Here is a 17,727-nt window from a genome sequence, read left to right as displayed (position 1 = left end):
AAGGAGCGGCAGCCTCCTTTCCCTTTCGTTTTCCCCTCTTCTGTTCTCAATGGCCTTTCGGCTGGAGCCGGTTCACACCGGAATCGGCATGAGGGCGCAGCGCACCGGTTCGGCGTGCGCGGGGTCGAGGGCGTTGCGCACCAGCTGGTACACGTTCGGGTCGTACGGGCCGCCCACGTGACCGGTGAGGTCCAGTGGGCAGACGTCCTGCAGCAGGATGTTGCGCACGGTCGCACCGGGCCCGGCGGTGAGGAACTGGTTGGTGTACGGGGTCACGACCAGGTCGGTACGGCTGACGATGGTGGTGTAGGCGACGCCGGGCTCGGTGTCGCCCTTGGCGTACAGCTGTTGGAGCACCGGGGAGCCGATCGTCTGGTCCTTGGCCGCGGGGCTGTCCAGACCGAGTGGCTTGCCGACATGCCCCGCCACGTCCAGCGCCGCATCGAGAAGGTGGATCGTGCCGCTCGCGGTGGTGCCGTGATTGCTGGGGTTGATACCCACCAGATGGTGCACCTTCGCGGCGCCACCCTCGAAGCGCAGGTACCACTCGGCCATCAGCCCGCCGCCCTGGGAGTGACCCACCAGGTCGACCTTCGCGGCCCCGGTGGCGGCCAGCACCTTGTCGACATAGGTGGCCAACTGCTTGGCCGAGGCGGCAATCGGGCCGGTCGCCTTCATCAGGGCGCGGGGCGCGCTCTCGCCGTAGTTGAGGGCGAAGACGCAGTAGCCGGCCTTCTTCAGCACGGGGGCGAGCCCGCTCCAGTTGTCGAAGGCGTTCTCGAAGGTGCCGTGGACCAGGACCACGGGGTAGGGGTGGGCGGCGGAGGGCTTGCAGGCGAAGTCGTTGGCCCCGGCAGGAGAACGGTCGGGGTTGGTGACGGAGCCGAGCGCGGCCGGGCCCCAACTGAGCGCTCCCAGGCGGCTCAACGGGTTGGCGGGTGGCGCGGGCGAGGCCTCGGCGGCAGCATGTCGCGACGCCGGGGCCGCGGCGGATGCGGAGGGGACGGCGGCGGTCAGGCAGGCTGCCGCGGCCAGGACTGCACCTGCGGCCTTGAGGATTCGGCGCATCACGGTGCGCACCTCCTGGTGACGGGTGGTCGGGGGGCTTTCGAAGTGGCCGCCCCAGCTTCGACAGCCGCCGCGCAGGGCTCGTGCACGGCGCGCCAGGTGCGCCCGTTCGGCGCACGCACGGTCAGCCGGGAGGGCGGCGGCCCACCCGCTGCGGGCGGGGCGGAGTCGTGGGGAGGCGGCCGTGACCAGGAGGGTCGGTCGCACTGAAAGCCCAGGACCCAGGTGTCGTCGGCCAGTTCGATGGGGCCCGGGGGCATGGGACCCAGGGACATGGGGGCGGGTGGAGCGGAGAGGAAGTGGCCGCGCGCCGCGGTGACCTCACCCGCGTACCGTGCGCCGTGGTGCTGAGGTGGGGGGTTGAGCGGCTGGGCGCGCAGTTGGGCGCCAAAGACGGCGAGGTCGACTCCCGTACCGGGGAGGGGAGTTGAGGCCTGCTCGCCGGTTGCGAGGGCGGTGATGCCGGGATGCTCGGTGATGGCGGGCCGGAGCAGGCCGTCGAAGCCGGACAGCGGACGGCGGGCGGGTCACCACCTCAACGGCGGTGGGGAAGGTGGGGCTTCCCCAGAGGAACCCGAGGCCGGGGTGCACGGCTCCGGCGCCGGTGGTTCGTGCCGCCCCTGTACCGGGTCGGCCCGTAGGTAGCTCCCGGCTGCGGGCACCGACGTGCCCAGTCGTACGGCCGCGTCGGCCGTCCCATCCGGACGTGGGGTGCGCGGGCGTCGGTGTCGGAGTGCACCGCTACGGTGCGCAGGCCCAGCGCGGGCGCGGAGCGAATGATCCGGTCCGCGACCCGCAGGGTGTCCGACTCGGACGGCTCCCTGGCGTAGGGATGTGGTCCGGCGGAGCGGGCGGGTGTGTCGCGTGCCCCGCCGCCCGCTCCGTGGGTTATGCCGTCGCCTGCAGCACGTGGTCTCCGACCTTGTCCGTGCTCAGGCAGAGCGAGCAGACCACGGCGCCGTGGGTGGCGCAGGCGGTCAGGTCGGGGCGCCCGTAGGGCTGGTGGCAGACGTGGCAGTCAAGGGTGACCGCGCTCGGGTTGCCCTCGGCGTCGAGCAGGGGATCGTCGATGCCGTCGTCGGTGCGGCGCAGGTAGTACTTGCCCTTGGTGACGATCGCCATCAGCGGGGTGAAGACGAAGGCGATGACGGCCGCGGCGACCGGGGAGTACGGCTGGAGGGTGTCGCCGAGGGTTAGAAACCTCTTGTTTCCGAAGGCCTCGCGCGTGGTGAACGGCTCGTTTCCGAGATCTCACCCGACCTCCGCCCGGCCTCGAACGGCAGGGGAGGGACCGGTCACCCGGTGACCAAGGGCCAGTTGTGCGATCGCGTGGCCGCCCGCACGACTGGCTCGTGCGACTCGACCGCACGACTTGGCCGTACGACGATCTTGATAGTGTCGGGGAGCCAGTCGAGCCACATCCGAGGCCAGGGAATCCGGTGCGAAACCGGAACTGACGCGCAGCGGTGAGGGGGACGGGCGGGGCATGCGACGCCACTGAAAGGAGTCCGTGTCGGCCGGAGGGCCGGGGCGGACGAGCACCGGGAAGGCGCCCCGTCCGGACGAACCCGAGTCCGAAGACCTGCTGGCACCTCCGCGCCCCGTGCGGGGAGGACGTCCGTAGGCCAGGCTCCGCGTACGAGCCCCGACAACCGAGGCATGCCCGTGCTCCGTTCCACCCGCCGTACCGCCGCTTTCCTGCTCGCCCCCGCCCTGCTGCTCACCGCGTGCGGTGGCACGGGCAGCGACGAAACGGACGCGGGGGAGTCCGCAGACTCCGGCTACCCGCGCACGTTCGACAACTGCGGCCACAAGGTCACCCTCAAGTCCGCCCCGAAGCGGGCCGTTTCCCTCAACCAGGGCACGACGGAGATGCTGCTCTCCCTCGGTCTCGCCGACCGCATGGCCGGCACGGCCACCTGGACCGATCCGGTGATGAAGGGCCTGGAGAAGGCCAATTCCACCGTCGCGCGCCTAGCCGACAACAACCCCTCCTTCGAGAAGGTCCTGGACGCCGAACCCGACTTCGTCACCGCGTCGTTCGTCTCCACCCTCGGCAGGGGTGGCGTGGCGACCCGCGAGCAGTTCGAGAAGCTGGGCGTGCCCACGTATGTCTCGCCCTCCGACTGCTCGGCGGGCAAGGACAACGACAGCGGCGGCGACGGCTCCCGCAGCAAGCCCCTCACCCTCGACGCCGTGTACGGCGAAATACGCGACCTGGCCCGCGCGTTCGGGGTCGAGAAGCGCGGGGAGACGCTCGTCGCCGAGCTGAAGGACCGGGTGCGCACCGCCCACGCCGGGCTGGACGCCTCCGACGTCTCCCTCATGTACTGGTTCGCCAACTCCCAGTCGCCCTACCTCGCCGGCTGCTGCGGTGCCCCCGGCGCCATCACCCGTGCCGTCGGAGCGGAGAACGCGTTCTCCGACACCCACGACGAATGGCCCCAGATCAACTGGGAGACCGTCGCGGACCGCGACCCCGACGTCGTCGTTCTCGGCGACCTGACCCGCAGGTCCCAGACCGCGGAGACCGCGAAGGCCAAGATCCGCTTCTTGGAGACCAACGCCGCCACCCGCAACCTGACCGCGGTGAAGAAGAAGCGGTACATCCTGCTGAGCGGGCAGGCGATGAACCCCTCCATCCGTACGGTCGAAGGGATCGAGGAGGTCGCCGCGGGGCTGCGCGACTTCGGGCTCGCCAAGTGAGCGCCCGCACCCTGGTGTTGACCGGCGGCGGACTGGCCGTGCTGATCGCGTCGATCGCCGTCGCCGTGACCATCGGCCCGGCCGACATCTCCACGGCCGACGTGTGGGCGTCGGTCGCCGCCCATCTCGGGCTGGGCGAAAGGACGTTGGCGCCGCTGCGGGACGGCATCGTGTGGGACCTGCGCATGCCGCGCACCCTGCTGGCCGCGGTGTGCGGGGCCGGGCTGGCGCTGTGCGGCGCGATCATGCAGTCCCTGCTGCGCAACCCGCTGGCCGATCCGTTCGTCCTCGGCGTGTCCTCGGGCGCCTCCACCGGCGCGGTCGCCGTGGTCGTGCTCGGGGTGGGCGGGGGAGCGGTGTCCCTGTCCGCGGGCGCGTTCCTCGGTGCGCTGCTGTCCTTCGCACTGGTCCTGGTGCTCAGCCACACCCTCGGCGGCACCACGGACCGGGTCGTGCTGTCGGGGGTGGCGGCCATGCAACTGTTCTCCGCGCTGACCTCGTTCGTCGTGCTGACCTCGGCGGACGCCGAGACCACGCGGGGCGTGCTGTTCTGGCTGCTCGGCTCGCTCAGTGGAGCCGGCTGGGGCGAGGTGGTGCTGAGCGCCGTCGTCCTGGCCGTCGTCCTCGTGGTCTGCCTCGGCCACGCCCCGACCCTGGACGCGTTCGCCTTCGGCGAGGAGGCCGCGGCGAGCCTCGGCGTACGGGTGGCCCGCACCCGGCTGATCCTGCTGTGCGCCACGGCGCTGCTCACCGCGGCGCTCGTCAGCTGCGCCGGGGCGATCGGCTTCGTCGGACTGGTGCTGCCGCACGCCGCCCGCGCCCTCACCGGCCACGGCCACGCGCGGCTGCTGCCCGTCACCGCGCTGAGCGGCGCGGTCTTCCTCGTGTGGGTGGACACCGCCGCCCGCACCGTCATCGACCCCCAGGAGGTCCCGGTGGGCGTGGTGACGTCCCTCATCGGCGTACCGGCGTTCGTGGCCGTGCTCTACCGCACCCGGCGGCGGACGTGAGCCGCCCCGCTCCGGCAGGGCAGCAGCCGCCGTCCGGGCTCCACGCCGACCGTGTCGGTCGCCGCGCCGACGGCCGGCTCATCGTCGACGGCGTCACCCTCGCCCCGCAGCCCGGCGAGACGATCGGCCTGCTCGGCCCCAACGGCTCCGGCAAGTCAACTCTGCTGCGACTGCTCGCCGGTGTCCTCGCGCCCTCCGCCGGGGTCGTCACCCTGGACGGCCGGCCGTTGCCGCAGATCGGCCGCCGCGCCACCGCCCGGCGCGTCGCCACGGTCGAGCAACATGCCGACACCCAGACCGAGTTGACCGTCCGCGACGTCGTGGCCCTGGGCCGTATCCCGCACCGCCGCGCCTGGTCGGCCGCCTCGCCCACCGACACCCGGGCCGTCGCCGCCGCCCTGGAACGCACCGGGCTGACCGACCGGGCCGACCAGACCTGGCACACCCTGTCCGGCGGCGAACGCCAGCGCACCCAGATCGCTCGCGCACTCGCCCAGGAACCCCGCGAACTCCTCCTCGACGAGCCGACCAACCACCTCGACATCCAGCACCAGCTCGAACTCCTCGACCTGATCGCGGCCCTGCCGGTCACCACCGTCATCGCCCTGCACGACCTCAACCTCGCCGCGATGTACTGCGACCGCCTCCTCGTACTCCAGGCCGGTCGCGCCGTCGCGGAGGGCACACCCACCGACGTACTGACCCCGTCCCTCATCGAAGAGGTCTACGGCGTCCACGCCGACGTCAGCCACGAACCGGGCCACCCGGTCATCCGCTACCTGCGCCGTGTCACCGAGCCGTCGAACGGGCCCGCCTGACAGCGGCCGTTGCCTGTCCTCGTGGGTGCTCTGCCGTGAGAGTAATGCCGGCAAACCGGCTCTGACCTCGGTGAACGGAACGCGTTTCGCGCACAAAGATGCGTGGGTTCGTCGTTGACCGGGGACTGGCGGCGGGGCCAGGGTGAAGGAGCCATATCGGATTCCGATCACCCGTTTCCGGTCACCGGACCGAGCGAAGGAGGCCGTGATGCTCCAGACAGACACCGACTGCGGCGAACTGATCTTCCAGCGCTGCCGCTGGTGCGGCACTCCGGCCTACCGCCGTGCGTTCTGCCGCGCCTGCGGGTCCAGGGCCTTCAGCCGGGAACCCAGCGCCGGTACCGGAGTCGTCGTCCGCCGCAACGGTCCCGCCCTGCACAACACGTGGTTCGTCGCGATGGACGAGGGGTTCACCCTGGTCTGCCAGGTCACCAGGACGGCGCCCGTCGTGGTCGCGATCGGGGCACGGGTGAGGGTCGTACGGACCGATGCTCCCCTCGGTGAGGGCCCTCCCGTCGTGGAACTCACGCACCCGGCGCCGCCCGCGGAGCGCTGGTGGTGACGGGAAACGGCTCCGGCGCGGAGCCGGATCCGGGTGGACGGGACGATCAGAGAGGAAAGTGCGTGGGCACCCAGCACAACGCGTCGGACGGATGGGCCGGCGTTCTCGACGCAGCGGGGCGCGGCGCGCTCGAAGGTCTGCGCATCGCCGACTTCTCCCGGGTTCTCGCGGGGCCCTACGCCACCATGCTCCTCGCCGATCTCGGCGCCGACGTGGTGAAGGTGGAGCGGCCGGGCATCGGTGACGAAACCCGGGCCTGGCACCCTCCGGCGGACCACGACGGCACGTCGACGTATTTCCTGAGCGTCAACCGGAACAAGAGGTCTGTCGCTCTGGACCTGACGACCGAGTCGGGCCTCGAGCAGGCCCGTGCCCTGGTCGCCGAGTCCGACGTCCTGGTGGAGAACTTCCGTCCCGGCACGATGGAACGGCTGGGGCTCGGGCACAGCGAACTCCGAGCCCGGCACCCGGAGTTGGTCTACTGCTCGATCAGCGGTTTCGGAGCCGGTGCGGGCGCGGCCATCCCCGGATACGACCTGCTCGTACAGGCCGTCGGCGGTCTGATGAGCGTGACCGGGGACGCGGCCGGTGAGCCGGTGAAGGCGGGCGTGGCGCTGGTCGATGTGATCACCGGCATGCACGCCGCGCTCGGCATCCTCGCCGCCCTCCGCCACCGCGACGCCACCGGAGAGGGCCAGCGGGTGGAGGTGAACCTGCTCGGCTCGCTGCTGTCGGCCATGGTCAACCAGGCCTCGGCGTTCGCCGTCGCCGGTGTGGTGCCCGGCCGGCTGGGCAACGCGCACCCGAGCATCGCCCCGTACGAGACCTTCCCGGCTGCCGATCGTCCGATCGCGATCGCGGTGGGCAACGACCGGCAGTTCGCGGCGCTCGCCGAGGCCGTCGGGGATCCCGGTCTCGCCCTCGACGACCGCTTCCGTACCAATGCCGACCGGGTCGCCCACCGGGCCGAACTGAGGGACATCCTCACCGAACGGCTGGACGTCGCCGACGCGGACCACTGGTCGGCCGTTCTGCTGACCGCGGGTGTGCCCGCCGGACCCGTCAACACCCTCGACGAGGCATTCGACTTCGCCCACAAACTCGGCCTTCCCGGCATCGTCGATATCCCTGCCGAACCCGCAGAACACGCTGAACCCGGCGACGGAGCGGAGGACAGGCCCGCCCGACAGGTCGCGAACCCGATAGCCCTGAGCGGGACGCCCGCGCAGTACCGTCTGCCGCCGCCGCGCCTGGGTCAGCACACGGCGGAAATTCTCAACGTCCTTTCCGACCGGGCCTCCGCGCCCAAGGGACCGGCCACCTGACCGCTCCGCGCGCAGCCACCCACTCCCCAACCCACCACCACAACTCCCAGGAGCTCACCATGAGCGGCGCCAAGCCGATGAAGGACCCCCTCGACCTGCTCGACCTCGCCTCCACGCTCACCGACGAGGAACGCGAGATCCAGGCCACCGTCGCCAAGTTCCTCGCCGACCGGGTGCGCCCGCACATCGGCGAGTGGTTCGAGAACGCCCACTTCGCCCGCGAACTCGCCCCGGAACTGGGCAAGTTGGGCGTGCTCGGCATGCACCTCGAAGGGTACGGCTGTGCCGGCACCAACGCGGTCAGCTACGGCCTGGCCTGTCTGGAGCTGGAGGCGGCCGACTCCGGTTTCCGCAGCTTCGTCTCCGTGCAGGGCTCGTTGTCGATGTTCTCCATCTGGAAGTGGGGTTCGGAGGAGCAGAAGCAGGAGTGGCTGCCCCGGCTCGCCGCCGGTGAGGCGATCGGCTGCTTCGGCCTGACCGAGCCCGACTTCGGCAGCAACCCCTCCGGGATGCGCACCCGGGCCGTCCGCGACGGCGGTGACTGGATCCTCAACGGCTCCAAGATGTGGATCACCAACGGTGGTATCGCCGACGTGGCCACCGTCTGGGCGCAGACCGAGGACGGCATCCGCGGCTTCCTCGTGCCGCGCGGCACGCCCGGCTTCACCACCCAGGACATCAAGCAGAAGATGTCGCTGCGCGCCTCCATCACCTCCGAGCTGTACTTCGACAACGTACGGCTGCCCGACGCGGCGCGACTGCCGCACGCCCAGGGCCTGCGCGGCCCGCTGTCCTGCCTGAACGAGGCCCGCTTCGGCATCCTCTTCGGTGCCGTCGGCGCGGCCCGCGACTCCCTCCAGACGGCCATCGAATACGCCGACTCCCGGGTCCAGTTCGACAAGCCCATCAGCGCCTTCCAGCTCACCCAGAAGAAGCTCGCCGACATGACCGTGACCCTCGGCAACTCCGCGCTGCTCGCCGTCCACCTCGGCCGGCTCAAGGACCAACACCGCATCCGCCCCGAGCAGATCAGCGTCGGCAAGCTCAACAACGTCCGCGAGGCGATCGCCATCTCCCGCGAGTGCCGCACGATCCTGGGGGCCAACGGCATCTCCCTGGAGTACTCACCGCTGCGCCACGCCAACAACCTGGAGTCGGTCCTCACCTACGAAGGCACCAGTGAGATGCACACCCTGGTAGTCGGGCAGGCGATCACCGGCCAGGCGGCCTTCCGCTGATCACCGGAGGCCGAGGGAGGAGACCCGTGAACATCGTCGTACTCGTCAAGCAGGTCCCGGACACCGGCGCGGAACGCACCCTGTCCCAGGCCGACCACGCCCTCGACCGCGAAGGCGCCGAACTCGTCCTGGACGAGATCAACGAGCGCACCGCAGAAGAGGCCCTGCGACTGAAGGAGACGTCGGATGCCCACATCACCGTCGTCTCCATGGGACCCGACTCCGCACTCGACGCCATCCGCAAGGTCCTGGCGATGGGCGGCGACCGGGGCATCCACATCTGCGACGACCGCCTGCGCGGCGCCGACGTGCTGACCACCGCGAAGGTCCTGGCCGCCGCCGTACGGACCGTGGCGGACGTCGACCTGGTACTCGCCGGCGATGCGACCACCGACGGCCGGGCGAGCGCGGTCCCCGCCGTCGTCGCGGAGTTGCTCGGCCTTCCCCAGGTGACCCACGTGCGGCAGCTGGACGTGGACGCGGGACGGGTGCGCGCCGAGCGCGAGACCGAAAGCGGCCAGGCGACACTGGACGCGCCGCTGCCCGCGCTGGTCAGCGTCACCGAGAAGATCAACGAGCCGCGCTACCCCTCGTTCAAGGGGATCATGGCCGCCAAGAAGAAGCCGGTGGACACGGTCGGCCTCGACGACCTGTTCCCCGACGCGGGCGACGCCGGTTTCCTCGTGACCCGTACCCGTGTGGTGGAGGCTGTTTTGCGCCCCCCGCGAGCCGCCGGAATCCGGATCACGGACGAGGGCTCGGCGGGCCGGTCCATGGCCGCGTATCTGATCGCTCAGAAGCTGCTCTGAACCGCCCGGACCGAGAAAACCCGACCGAGAAAACCCGACCGAGAAAAAGAAGACAGGCACCCCATGCCCGATGTCCTCGTGCTCGTCGATCACGACGGGGAACGTGTCAATCCATCCACTTACGAACTCCTGTCTGCCGCGCGGCGGTTGGGGGACCCGGCCGCGGTTGTCGTCGGAACTCCCGGCACGGCGGCGCGCCTTGAGAAATCCCTCGCCCGGTACGGCGCCACCACCGTCCACGTGGCGGAATCCGCCGAGGCGGCCCAGTTCCTCGTCACGCCTGCCGTGGACGCGCTGCAACTCGCGGCCCGGGAAGGCGCTGCCGCCGTGCTGGTCTCCGCGACGACGGACGGCAGGGAAGTGGCCGGGCGCCTCGCCGCGCGGCTGGACGCCGGGCTGCTGATCGACGCGGTCGACCTGGACTCCTTTGGCGTGGTCACCCAGATCGTCTTCGGGGGGTCGTACACCGTGCGGTCGCAAGTCACCCATGGCGTACCGGTGATCACCGTACGCCCGGGTGCCTTCGAACCGGAGGAGCATCCCGGGGAGGCCGTGGAGCGGACGCTCGCCCCGCCGGCGGTCGACCCGGCGGCGTCCGCCCGTATCACTGCCAGGCGGGCCGCACCGGCAGGCGACCGGCCCGCGCTCACCGAGGCGACCGTCGTCGTCTCCGGAGGCCGCGGTGTCGGCGGAGCGGACGGCTTCGGGGTGGTGGAGGAACTGGCCGACGCCCTGGGAGGCGCGGTGGGTGCCTCACGCGCCGCGGTCGACGCCGGGTACTACCCGCACCAGTTCCAGGTCGGGCAGACCGGCAAGACCGTCTCCCCGCAGCTGTACGTCGCCCTGGGCATCTCCGGAGCCATCCAGCACCTTGCCGGGATGCAGACCTCCAAGACGATCGTCGCGGTCAACAAGGACCCGGAGGCCCCGATCCTCGACGTCGCCGACTACGGCGTGGTGGGGGATCTGTTCGCGGTTGCGCCCCAGCTGACGAAGGAATTGGCCGCCCGCCGCCAGTGAGCGGAAGCGGCTCGCCCCGGCGGCCCGATGATCAAGGCGCGTACCGCGGGAGAGACCATGTGCCCCGTAGTACGCACCTGCCCCCGGGTGGACGGACGCACGCCGCCCGGGCCACCGCGCCCACGGTCCCTGACCGTGGGCGCGTCCCCGTCTCCAGCGCCGTTGTGTTCACTTCATCGTCCCGGAGCTCACCCCGGCCCCGGTCGTGCCGGCCATGGCCTGTCCGGTCGGCCTCTACAACGTGTCGATGGTCAATGCGCACGAGGACGCCGCCGCGCAGGCCGAGTTCCCGGCGGCGCAGGCCGGCTGACCCTGTGAACCCCGGGTCCTCGAACGCGTCGACGCGGGCCCACGACGGTGCGCGCGGGCCCGCGTACGGGTGATCTCGCCGGTCACGCGGTGCGGCCGAGCAGGCGGCACTCGTCTACTCGGAGAGGCGGCTCGGCCACCTCGGGCTGAGCCCAGAGGGGATCGCGGCCGCCCACCGCCTCTCCCGCCGCTATCTGTACAAATGGTGGGCCGAACAGTGGTACACGGTCCCGGGCTTGATCCGGGAACAGCGTCTCGCGCGGTGCCGACTCGACCGCGCCGATCCGTCCATGGACCACCCCACGGTCGACGCCATCGGCGGCCGCCGGCACTGCTCAGCAGGGGCGAAGCCAGTCTGAGCGGGCATTATCTGACAGGCCATCAGGCCATCAGGCCATCAGGCCGCCTGGTAGTCGAAGAACCCCTGTCCCGACTTGCGGCCCAGCAGACCCGACTCGACCATGCGGCGCAGCAACGGGGGCGGGGCGTACAGCGGTTCGCGGTACTCCTCGTAGAGCGCCTCGCCTATCGCCGCCACGGTGTCCAGGCCGATGAGGTCGGCGAGGCGCAGGGGGCCCATCGGGTGGGCGCAGCCCGCCGTCATTCCCGTGTCGATGTCCTCAGCCGTCGCCGTGCCGGTGCCGACCAGTCGTACAGCCGCCAACAGGTACGGCACCAGAAGGGAGTTGACCACGAAGCCCGCGCGGTCCTGCGCCACGATCGTCTTCTTGCCCAGGATCTCGCCGGCGAAGGCACGTACCCGCAGTTCCGTGGACTTCGACGTGTGCAGCGAGGGGATGACCTCGACCAACGGCATGACGGGGACCGGGTTGAAGAAGTGCAGGCCGACTACCGCATGAGGCCGTCCGGTCGCCGACGCGAGCCGGGCGATGGGGATCGAGGAGGTGTTGCTGGCCAGCACGGCGGCCGGGTCGGTGACCACCTTGTCCAGCTGCTGGAACAGCGCTGTCTTGGCCTGCTCGTCCTCGACGGCCGCCTCGATGACCAGGTCCGCACCGGACAGGCCGCAGAGATCGCCGGTGACCGAGATTCCGGACAGGGCATGTGCGCGCGCTTCCGGGGTGATGTCGCCGCGCCGCTCCGCCTTGAGCAGCGAGTCCGCCACGCCCGCCAGCCCGGCACGGGCCCGGTCCTCGGTCACGTCGCACAACGTGACGTGCAGTCCGGCACGGGCGCAGACCTCTGTGATGCCCCGGCCCATCTGCCCAGCCCCGACGACGCCCACGCGCTTGATCGATGTCATGTATTCCTCCGCCTGTCCCGCGTCCGGCGGCGGTCCAACGATGCCGCCACGGTTTGTGGTTCCGTGTTGAGCCTAGGCCGGGCACACCCCGTCTGACCTGCATCGATGGTGCGTATTCCGCGCACAAACATGCGGCCGTTCGTGGTTGACCGGCGGTGCCACCGAGAGCCACACCGATCACGACCGGGGCAGGCCCGGTGACCAGTGAGGCCGGCATGAGGAGGAGGTCGGCTGCGTCAGGGAACGGCATTTCCGGACGGGCCTGACGGCGATGCCGGGGGTTGTCCTGGCATCAGCCGACGGCGGTCGTGGCGGCAGCTGCCTCCCGCAGTCGGCGGATCACGCCGCGAACCGCGGGCGAGGTTTCGCCCTTGCGGTAGGCACCGACCAGCCGGGTGGTCAGCGCGACGTCCGCCAGCGGACGGTAGGCCACACCCGGAATGCGTACGCGGCGCAGCGAGTCAGGCACCAGTGCCACGGCGAGACCGCCGCCCACCAGCGTCAGAGCGGCGATGAAGTCCCGCACCGGAGGTGCGCACTGAGGGCTGAAGCCTCCCAGCTCGGCCACCTCGAGGATCTGGTCGCGGCAGCCGTACTCCTCGTCGAAGTGCGGGGCCACGAAGCACTCGTCGCGCAGCTTCGCCGCCGGTACCGCCTCGTAGGCCGCCAGCGGCGCGCCGGCGGGCAGGGCCAGGACGACGTCTTCGGTGAGCAGGCAGGTCGCCGTGATCCCGGCCGGGTACTCCGGCCGCCAGCGCAGGAAGCCGACGTCGATGTCCCCGCAGGCCAGCGCCTCGAGCTGGGCCGGTGTCTCCAACTCGCGTACCTGCACGGTGAGGTGGGTGTCGGGGGCCGTGCACCGGATGAGGACGTCGGTCAGCACTCCGGAGAAGGCGGCGGAGGCCACGTAGGCGATCTCGGCGTGCCCCAGCTCCCCGCGACCGGCGCGCCGGCCCACCGACTCGGCCCGGGTGGCCTGCGCGAGGGTCAGCCGTGCCTCCTCCAGGAAAAGGCGCCCGGCGCCGGTCAGGGCCGGGCGGGTGCGGCGTCCGCGGTCGATCAGCCGCACGCCGAGGTGCGACTCCAGCGCCCTGATCTGGGCGCTGAGTGCCGACGGAGCAAGGTGCAGACGGTCGGCCGCCCTCGCGAAGTGCAGTTCCTCCGCGACGGTGACGAACGATTCCAGCCAGCGCAGTTCCATCGGCTCCTCCGTCCTGTTGAGCCCTGCCGACAGCAACGACGGCCGTGCGCACGGCCGGTGGGAAGAACACCCCGCGGCGACGTCAGGGCAGAAGATCGCCGCGGGGTGAGTACGGGACGGTTCAGGGAATGACGACGTAGTTGCTGAAGCCGCCGTCGCGGTCCACGAGGCCCGAGATCGCCTCGTTGACCCTGGACAGGGGGAAGGGCTTGGCCTGCAGGTAGGACAGGTCCAGGGTGCCGGTGGCCACCATGTCGGCGAGTTCCTGGCCCTGTGCGGTAGTGAACCAGTTGGAGCCGATCAGCTGGACCTGCTCGTCCATGAGCCACTTCACGTCCACGGGCAGCCGGTCGGCCACACCGCCGACGTTGACCACCTTGCCGCCCCGGCGGACGCCCTGCATGGAGTCGAGCATCGTCTCCACCGGGGCCTTGGCGCCGAGGGCGCTGATCACGTAGTCCGCGCCCTCGCCGCCGGTGCGGGACTTTGCCCACTCACCGGTGGAGCCGTCGCCCAGCCGGAAGACCTCGACGCGATCCGGATCGAGTTCCTTGACGCGCTTGAGGAGTTCCTCGTTGCGGCCGGTCCCGAGGATCCGGGAGGCTCCGGAGGCCAGCGCCAGCACGGTCGACGCGACACCGAGGGTTCCGGTGATCCCGTCGATGAGCGCGACCTGGCCGGGGCCGGCCGCGGCATTCTTGAGCGCTCCGTAGGACGTGCCGATGTAGCCGAGCTTGCCGGCCTGCTCGAACGTCATGGTGTCCGGGATGTTGACGATCGAGTACTGCGGTGCGGTCATGTACTCCGCGAAGCCGCCGTAGGGGTAGAGGTCGAAGATCCGCTGTCCGTCACGCGAGGTGCTGAAGTAGCCGTTCAACGTGAAGTAGCGGCACCGGCTCAGTTCACCGCCCCGGCACACCTGGCAACTGCCGCAGGAACGCAGCGGGTTGACGTACACCCGGTCACCGGGCTTGGTGTGCAGCACTGCCTCGCCGACCGATTCGACCACGCCTGCGGCGTCCAGGCCGAAGATGGCGGGGAACTTGGGCAGCGGCTGGTGCGGGAACCAGGTGGGCCAGTTGTTGATCACATTGGCCATGTTGGGCACGATCCCGCACGCCTTGACTCGCACCAGGACGTCGGTCGGCCGCGGGGTGGGCACGTCGATCGTGTCCACCGACATCGGCTCACCGAGCGCGTGCAGTCGTGCAGCGAGCATTTTCGCCATTGAAATACTCCTTGAAACCGCTCCGGCCCGATGATCGGGGGACGGAGACATTCTTATTTCGGCGACCGAGGCGGCGGACCGGCGGCTCGGTAATCACGTCTCACGTATGGACGGGCCCTACGGCGCCGGTTCCTACGAAATCGGGAAGGGGTTCGGGTAATTGTTTTCGAGGTCGATGTCCAGCAGTCCCATGATGCGGACGCCGGAGTTGTACCAGGCGATGGACAAGGACAGTTCGACCATCTGCTTGTCCGTCAGATGCTCGGCGGCGGCACGCCACGTCTCCTTCGACACGTCGACCTGGAGCGTGGACTCCTTGGCGAGACGCATCACCGCCTTCTCCACCCCGTCGAACAGGTCGGACGACTCGAAGTCGGCCACCGCGGCCAGCTGTTCCTCCGTGAGCCCGGCCTTGAGCCCGTGCGACTGGTGGTGCGCGACCTCGTATGCGGACCGGGTCGCGTACCCCACGGTCAGGATCGCCAGTTCACGCAGTTTGGGACTGAGGTCGGCGGCTCGCAGCGAGTTGGCGTAGGTCAGGAAGGCGTCCAGCTGGGTCGGCGCGTTGGTCAGGGCGAGGAAGATGTTCGCCGTCGGTACCTTGCGCTCGGCTTCCAGCCGGTCGTACAGGGCCTTCTGTGATTCGTCCGCGTCCTCGCGGCGAAGGTAGGGGACTCGTGCCATGGCGTCTCCTCGGGTGACGTAGAGGCGAAAAGGTCAGTGGGCGGACTGTTCGAGCAGGAACCGCTCGAGGGACATCGGCTTCGGCAGCTCGGCAGGCGGGATCTGCGGCGTGCCGACGAAGGGCGAGGCCTCGAAGTACCACTTCTCCAGAGCGGGGAGGCCCCAGCGCGCGTTGGTGCTCAGCGATCCCGCGTCCCAGCGCACCGGCTCGATCTCGGTGTCGATCGTCTGGTAATGGCTGTTGAAGACCTCCACGCGGTGCCCGTCGGGATCGCGGAGGTAGGTGAAGAGCATCCCGCCCGGACCGTGCCGTCCGGGGCCTCGCTCCACGCCGTCGCCATAGCCTTGGATGCCCGCCCAGTCGCAGGCGGTGAAGATGTCATGGCTCTCGGAGACGGTGTAGGCGAAGTGGTGCAGGGCGGGCCCGGTGTTCTCGACGATCGCGAGGTCGAGGCAGGTGCCCTTGCGGTACATGAACGCACCCAGCAGCTTGTCGCCGTGCTCCAGGTACTCCGAGTTGCGGAAGCCGAGCTCGCTGTAGAACGCGCACAGCTCGTAGGTGTTCGGCGCGAAGATCTGGTAGTGGTCCAGCCGTTGCGCGTGGGCACCCTTGTACTGCTCGAAGTCGATGTGCAGCCGCGGCCGCGTCTCCATGTGCGCGCAGAGTTCGAGCGGGGTGCCGATGGGGTCGCTGACGTGCAGCGTGCGGCCCTGGTACGGGACGTCGACCCACTCGGCGGGCAGTCCCCGCTCACGGAACCAGGTGTAGGCGATGTCGAGGTCCTCGTCGAAGAAGACCCGGTAGCCGACCCTCCTGCACGTGCCCGCGCTCTCTTCGTCCAGCTCCAGCACGAGGCTGTGGTGGCAGGCCTCGGCCAGGCCGCGCAGGTAGCAGGTGCGCTCGTCCTCGTCACTGACGACCAGCCCCAGCACGTTCACGTAGAAGTTCCGGCTCTCGGCCAGATCCGCGACCGTGAGGCGAACGTGACTGGAGCGGGTGATGTTGAAACTCGGGCGCAGATTGACGGGTGGCAGCATGCTGGTCTCCGTGCTCGGATCGGCTCTGGATTTCGATGACTGTGATACGTAGTATCGCGTGGTCGTTTTACGGCTTGGTCGTCGAGGGCCCGGCCCCGGCGAATGTGAATGCGGACCACCCGGTGAATTCCGCGGATTCACCGAGGGACTCCTCGATACGCAGAACCTCGTTCCACTTGGCCATTCGCTCGGAGCGGGTGAACGAGCCCACCTTCAGCTGGCCCGCGTCCCATCCGACGCTGAGATGGGCGATGGTGACGTCCTCGGTCTCCCCGGACCGGGCCGAGACGATCGTGCCGAAGCCGGCGTCCTTCCCGGCGCGCAGGGCCTGGTGGGCCTCCGTGACGGTGCCGGCCTGGTTCGGCTTGACCAGCACGGCGTTGGCCGCCCGGGTGGTGGCCGCCGCCTCGACCCGCTTGGCGTTGGTGACGAGGTAGTCGTCGCCGATCACCTGGCAGCGGTGGCCGTGGCGCCGGGTGAACTCGATCATGCCTTCGTGGTCGTCCTCACCCACGGGGTCCTCGACGGAGAGGATGGGGTACTGCTCGATCCAGCCGCCGAGCAGGTCGATCAGTGCTTCGGTGTCCAGAGTGCGGTCGTCCAGGGCCAGGGTGTACCGTCCGCCGCTGCCGAACTGCGAGGCCGCGACGTCCAGCGAGATGCCGACCTGTGCCGAGGGCGCGAAGCCCGCGGTCTCGATGGCGAGGGTCAGGGTCTCCAGCGCTTCCTCGTTGGAGTCGAACGCGGGCCAGAAACCGCCCTCGTCGGCCACACCCTGGGCCTTTCCCGCCCTGCGCATCAGGCTGCCGGCCGCCCGGTAGATCTCCGCCGTCCAGTCCAGGGCCTCGGAGAAGCTCCGGGCTGCGGGACAGACCACCATGAAGTCCTGGACGTCGACGCGACGGTCCGCGTGGGCTCCGCCGCCGAAGATCTGGATCTCCGGCAGGGGGATGCGCACCGGCCGCCCGTCCGCCAGGTGCTGCCACAGCGGTACGCCCGCGGACGCGGCGGCGGCGTGCAGCACCGCCATGGACGTGGCCACGATCGCGTTGCCGCCGAGACGGCTGCGGTCGGGGGTTCCGTCGAGGTCCACCAGGAGCCGGTCGACGGCTTCCTGATCGGTCGCGTCACGGTCCAGCAGGGCGGGCGCGATCTCCTGGTTCACCGAGCCGACGGCGCGAAGGACGTCGAGCCCGCCGAACCGGTCGCCGCCGTCGCGCAGGTCGAGCGCCTCGCCCTGGCCCGTCGAGGCCCCGGCCGGCGCGATGGCCCGCCCGACCGCGCCGTCCGCGAGATGGGCCTCGACCTCGACTGTCGGCCGACCGCGTGAGTCCCACACCCTGCGGCCGTAGAGCTTGGCGATCCGCGCGTCTGTCATGTGCGGTGCAACCTTTCGGAGTTCGGACGATCGGGGTGATGAAGGATGCCCGTGCCTGTCATCGGGGGA

Annotated in this window: 15 protein-coding genes, 1 pseudogene and 1 riboswitch; of the genes and pseudogenes, 8 read left to right on the top strand and 8 right to left on the bottom strand. The window is 70.3% G+C overall.

Annotated elements, in window-relative coordinates:
* Nucleotides 1-72: 72 nt before the first annotated feature.
* Nucleotides 73-1,068, bottom strand: coding sequence for an esterase/lipase family protein (locus OG303_RS07480; RefSeq protein WP_405877129.1), 996 nt, complete (start codon nucleotides 1,066-1,068; stop codon nucleotides 73-75).
* A gap of 888 nt (nucleotides 1,069-1,956) precedes the next feature.
* Nucleotides 1,957-2,268, bottom strand: a pseudogene (locus OG303_RS07475) (allantoin permease); the annotation flags it as partial.
* Between the two features lie 190 nt (nucleotides 2,269-2,458).
* Nucleotides 2,459-2,673, top strand: a riboswitch (cobalamin riboswitch).
* 54 nt (nucleotides 2,674-2,727) lie between these two features.
* On the opposite strand from OG303_RS07475, the gene OG303_RS07470 reads away from it, so the two are divergent.
* The 8 genes from OG303_RS07470 (at nucleotide 2,728) to OG303_RS07435 (ending at nucleotide 10,556) form a co-directional block, all read left to right on the top strand.
* Entirely contained in the window at nucleotides 2,728-3,774 is a 1,047-nt protein-coding gene (locus OG303_RS07470; RefSeq protein WP_405866022.1) for an ABC transporter substrate-binding protein, read from the top strand.
* A complete protein-coding gene (locus OG303_RS07465) occupies nucleotides 3,771-4,784 on the top strand; it encodes a FecCD family ABC transporter permease (protein WP_405866020.1) in 1,014 nt (337 codons plus the stop codon). Before OG303_RS07470 ends, OG303_RS07465 begins: the two co-directional genes overlap by 4 nt.
* Entirely contained in the window at nucleotides 4,781-5,602 is an 822-nt protein-coding gene (locus OG303_RS07460; RefSeq protein ID WP_405866018.1) for an ABC transporter ATP-binding protein, read from the top strand. Before OG303_RS07465 ends, OG303_RS07460 begins: the two co-directional genes overlap by 4 nt.
* A gap of 208 nt (nucleotides 5,603-5,810) precedes the next feature.
* Nucleotides 5,811-6,164 (top strand): Zn-ribbon domain-containing OB-fold protein, encoded by a 354-nt coding sequence (locus OG303_RS07455; RefSeq protein WP_405866016.1) that lies wholly within the window; start codon nucleotides 5,811-5,813, stop codon nucleotides 6,162-6,164.
* A gap of 62 nt (nucleotides 6,165-6,226) precedes the next feature.
* A complete protein-coding gene (locus tag OG303_RS07450) occupies nucleotides 6,227-7,489 on the top strand; it encodes a CaiB/BaiF CoA transferase family protein (RefSeq protein ID WP_405866014.1) in 1,263 nt (420 codons plus the stop codon).
* Between the two features lie 59 nt (nucleotides 7,490-7,548).
* On the top strand, nucleotides 7,549-8,727 hold the full coding sequence (locus OG303_RS07445) for an acyl-CoA dehydrogenase family protein (RefSeq protein WP_405866012.1): 1,179 nt from the start codon (nucleotides 7,549-7,551) through the stop codon (nucleotides 8,725-8,727).
* Nucleotides 8,728-8,753: 26 nt separating this feature from the next.
* The gene (locus OG303_RS07440) at nucleotides 8,754-9,536 is read left to right on the top strand and encodes an electron transfer flavoprotein subunit beta/FixA family protein (protein ID WP_405866010.1); all 783 of its coding nucleotides are present in this window, start codon (nucleotides 8,754-8,756) and stop codon (nucleotides 9,534-9,536) included.
* Between the two features lie 63 nt (nucleotides 9,537-9,599).
* Entirely contained in the window at nucleotides 9,600-10,556 is a 957-nt protein-coding gene (locus OG303_RS07435) for an electron transfer flavoprotein subunit alpha/FixB family protein (protein ID WP_405866008.1), read from the top strand.
* A gap of 706 nt (nucleotides 10,557-11,262) precedes the next feature.
* Here the strand turns inward: OG303_RS07435 and OG303_RS07430 are convergent.
* The 6 genes from OG303_RS07430 to eno all read right to left on the bottom strand — a co-directional run bounded on the left by OG303_RS07430 (nucleotide 11,263) and on the right by eno (nucleotide 17,658).
* On the bottom strand, nucleotides 11,263-12,129 hold the full coding sequence (locus tag OG303_RS07430) for a 3-hydroxybutyryl-CoA dehydrogenase (protein ID WP_405866006.1): 867 nt from the start codon (nucleotides 12,127-12,129) through the stop codon (nucleotides 11,263-11,265).
* A 292-nt stretch (nucleotides 12,130-12,421) separates the two neighbouring features.
* Nucleotides 12,422-13,330: a LysR substrate-binding domain-containing protein gene (locus OG303_RS07425; RefSeq protein ID WP_405866004.1), complete on the bottom strand. Its 909-nt coding sequence runs from the start codon at nucleotides 13,328-13,330 to the stop codon at nucleotides 12,422-12,424.
* Nucleotides 13,331-13,451: 121 nt separating this feature from the next.
* Nucleotides 13,452-14,549, bottom strand: a complete 1,098-nt coding sequence (locus OG303_RS07420; RefSeq protein ID WP_405866002.1) for an alcohol dehydrogenase catalytic domain-containing protein — start codon at nucleotides 14,547-14,549, stop codon at nucleotides 13,452-13,454.
* A gap of 141 nt (nucleotides 14,550-14,690) precedes the next feature.
* Nucleotides 14,691-15,242: a carboxymuconolactone decarboxylase family protein gene (locus OG303_RS07415; RefSeq protein WP_405866000.1), complete on the bottom strand. Its 552-nt coding sequence runs from the start codon at nucleotides 15,240-15,242 to the stop codon at nucleotides 14,691-14,693.
* Nucleotides 15,243-15,275: 33 nt separating this feature from the next.
* A complete protein-coding gene (locus tag OG303_RS07410) occupies nucleotides 15,276-16,280 on the bottom strand; it encodes a VOC family protein (RefSeq protein WP_405865998.1) in 1,005 nt (334 codons plus the stop codon).
* A gap of 67 nt (nucleotides 16,281-16,347) precedes the next feature.
* Entirely contained in the window at nucleotides 16,348-17,658 is a 1,311-nt protein-coding gene (gene eno, locus OG303_RS07405) for a phosphopyruvate hydratase (protein WP_405865996.1), read from the bottom strand.
* Nucleotides 17,659-17,727 lie beyond the last annotated feature (69 nt).

Source organism: Streptomyces sp. NBC_00005 (genome assembly GCF_045160215.1).
Lineage (GTDB): Bacteria > Actinomycetota > Actinomycetes > Streptomycetales > Streptomycetaceae > Streptomyces.
Note: the sequence above shows the minus strand (reverse complement) of the source record. Positions and strands in the feature narration are given on the sequence as shown.

What these genes read in the sequence shown, in the direction of transcription:
- OG303_RS07480 (WP_405877129.1), bottom strand. Translation starts at nt 1,068, where the DNA reads ATGCGCCGAATCCTCAAGGCCGCAGGTGCAGTCCTGGCCGCGGCAGCC.
- OG303_RS07470 (WP_405866022.1), top strand. Translation starts at nt 2,728, where the DNA reads ATGCCCGTGCTCCGTTCCACCCGCCGTACCGCCGCTTTCCTGCTCGCC.
- OG303_RS07455 (WP_405866016.1), top strand. Translation starts at nt 5,811, where the DNA reads ATGCTCCAGACAGACACCGACTGCGGCGAACTGATCTTCCAGCGCTGC.
- OG303_RS07445 (WP_405866012.1), top strand. Translation starts at nt 7,549, where the DNA reads ATGAGCGGCGCCAAGCCGATGAAGGACCCCCTCGACCTGCTCGACCTC.
- OG303_RS07435 (WP_405866008.1), top strand. Translation starts at nt 9,600, where the DNA reads ATGCCCGATGTCCTCGTGCTCGTCGATCACGACGGGGAACGTGTCAAT.
- OG303_RS07430 (WP_405866006.1), bottom strand. Translation starts at nt 12,129, where the DNA reads ATGACATCGATCAAGCGCGTGGGCGTCGTCGGGGCTGGGCAGATGGGC.
- OG303_RS07425 (WP_405866004.1), bottom strand. Translation starts at nt 13,330, where the DNA reads ATGGAACTGCGCTGGCTGGAATCGTTCGTCACCGTCGCGGAGGAACTG.
- OG303_RS07420 (WP_405866002.1), bottom strand. Translation starts at nt 14,549, where the DNA reads ATGCTCGCTGCACGACTGCACGCGCTCGGTGAGCCGATGTCGGTGGAC.
- OG303_RS07415 (WP_405866000.1), bottom strand. Translation starts at nt 15,242, where the DNA reads ATGGCACGAGTCCCCTACCTTCGCCGCGAGGACGCGGACGAATCACAG.
- OG303_RS07410 (WP_405865998.1), bottom strand. Translation starts at nt 16,280, where the DNA reads ATGCTGCCACCCGTCAATCTGCGCCCGAGTTTCAACATCACCCGCTCC.
- eno (WP_405865996.1), bottom strand. Translation starts at nt 17,658, where the DNA reads ATGACAGACGCGCGGATCGCCAAGCTCTACGGCCGCAGGGTGTGGGAC.